1 pseudogene is annotated in these 2,381 nt (G+C 66.4%); it reads right to left on the bottom strand.

Annotation, left to right across the window (positions count from 1 at the left end):
• Positions 1–2,381 (bottom strand): annotated as a pseudogene (locus tag AC1DYS_RS32175) (hypothetical protein); the annotation flags it as partial.

Raw genomic sequence — 2,381 nt, 5'->3', positions numbered from 1 at the left:
TGGTGAACGCCTTGGCGGCGGCCGTCGACAGCGAAGCGAACTGGGTCGAGCTGAGTGCGTTCAGGTTGGTCGTGCTCAGGCCAGCGACCTGGTCGGTGGTGAGTGCGCCGACTTGCGCCGTCGTCAGGGCCACCATCTGGTCGGAGGTCAGTGCATTCAGCTGGTCGCTGCCGAGCGAGCGCAGTGCGGTCGAGGTGATCGCACGCAGGTCGGCGGATTCGAGCTGCGACATCTGGTCTGTCGACAAGCCGTGGATCTGCGCCGTGGTCATCGCCGCGTAGTGGGCGGTGGTCAGGGCACGCAGGTCAGCGGACTCGAGGGTGCCGATCTGGTCGGAGCCGAGGGCAGCCACTTGAGCCGTCGTCATGGCAGCGAATTGGGCGGTGCCGAAGGCGTTCAGGTGATCAGAGGCCAGCGACGACAGTTCGGTCGTGGTGAGCGAAGCGACTTGCGCCGTGGTCATGGCGGCCAGGTTGTCGGTGCTGAGGGCAGCCAACTGGTCGGTGCTCCAAGAGCGCAGCGAGGCCGAGCTCAGGGCGCGCAGGTCAGCAGACTCCAGCGCGCTGATCTGGTCGGTCGTCAGGGCCTTGGCGGCAGCCGTCGTCAGCGACGCGAATTGCGAGGAGCTGAGTGCGTTCAGGTTGGTCGTGCTCAGGCCAGCGACCTGGTCGGTCGTCAGCGAGCCGATCTGGGCGGTGGTCAGGGCGACCATCTGGTCAGAGGTCAGCGCGTTCAGCTGGTCGCTGCCGAGTGAGCGCAGTGCGGTCGAGGTGATCGCACGCAGGTCGGCAGATTCGAGTTGCGACATCTGGTCGGTCGAGAGGCCGTGGATCTGCGCCGTGGTCATCGCTGCGTAATGAGCGGTGGTCAGGGCACGGAGGTCTGCGGATTCGAGCGACTTGATCTGGTCAGAGCCGAGGGCGGCCACTTGAGCCGTCGTCATGGCAGCGAACTGCGCGGTGCCGAGTGCGTTCAGGCGGTCCGAGGCCAGCGACGAGAGTTCGGTCGTGGTCAGGGACGCCACTTGAGCGGTCGTCAGCGCAGCGACGTTGTCGGTGCTCAGTGCGTTGATCTGGTCGGTGCTCCAGGCACGCAGGGCAGACGAGCTCAGGGCACGGAGGTCAGAAGACTCCAGTGTGCTGATCTGGTCGGTCGTCAGCGCCTTGGCGGCGGCCGTCGACAGCGAAGCGAACTGGGTCGAGCTGAGTGCGTTCAGGTTGGTCGTGCTCAGGCCAGCGACCTGGTCGGTGGTGAGTGCGCCGACTTGCGCCGTCGTCAGGGCCACCATCTGGTCGGAGGTCAGCGCATTCAACTGGTCGCTGCCGAGTGAGCGCAGGGCGGTCGAGGTGATCGCACGCAGGTCGGCGGATTCGAGCTGCGACATCTGGTCTGTCGACAAGCCGTGGATCTGCGCCGTGGTCATCGCCGCGTAGTGGGCGGTGGTCAGGGCACGCAGGTCAGCCGACTCGAGGGTGCCGATCTGGTCGGAGCCGAGAGCGGCCACTTGCGCCGTCGTCATCGCAGCGAACTGGGCGGTACCGAAGGCGTTCAGGTGGTCAGAGGCCAGCGACGAGAGTTCGGTCGTGGTCAGGGACGCCACTTGCGCCGTGGTCATCGCGGCCAGGTTGTCGGTGCTCAAGGCGCCGAACTGGTCGGTGCTCCAGGAGCGCAGCGAGGCTGAGCTCAGGGCACGCAGGTCAGCGGACTCCAAGGCGCTGATCTGGTCGGTTGTCAGGGCCTTGGCGGCGGCGGTCGTCAGCGACGCGAATTGCGAGGAGCTGAGTGCGTTCAGGTTGGTCGTGCTCAGGCCAGCCACTTGGTCGGTCGTCAACGAGCCGATCTGGGCGGTGGTCAGGGCGACCATCTGGTCGGAGGTCAGCGCGTTCAGCTGATCGCTGCCGAGCGAGCGCAGGGCTGTCGAGGTGATCGCACGCAGGTCGGCGGACTCAATCTGCGACATCTGATCAGTCGTCAACCCGTGGACCTGTGCGGTCGTCATGGCAGCGTACTGGCCGGTGGTCAGGGCGCGCAGGTCGCTCGACTCGAGCGAGGCGATCTGGTCGCTCTTCAGGGCCGCGACTTGTGCAGTCGTCATCGCAGCGAATTGCGCGGTACCGAGCGCATTCAGGTGGTCTGTGGCCAGCGAAGCCAGTGCGCCGGTGGTCAGGGAGGCGACTTGAGCCGTGGTCATGGCGGCCAAGTTGTCGGTGCTCAAGGCGCCGAACTGGTCGGTGCTCCAGGCACGCAGCGAAGCCGAGCTCAGGGCACGCAGGTCGGCAGACTCCAGTGCGCTGATCTGGTCGGTTGTCAGGGCCTTGGCGGCGGCGGTCGTGAGCGAAGCGAATTGCGTCGAGCTCAGCGCGTTCAGGTTGGTCGTGCTC

It is taken from the genome of Rhizobacter sp. P2_G4 (assembly GCF_056403575.1).
Note: the sequence above shows the minus strand (reverse complement) of the source record. Positions and strands in the feature narration are given on the sequence as shown.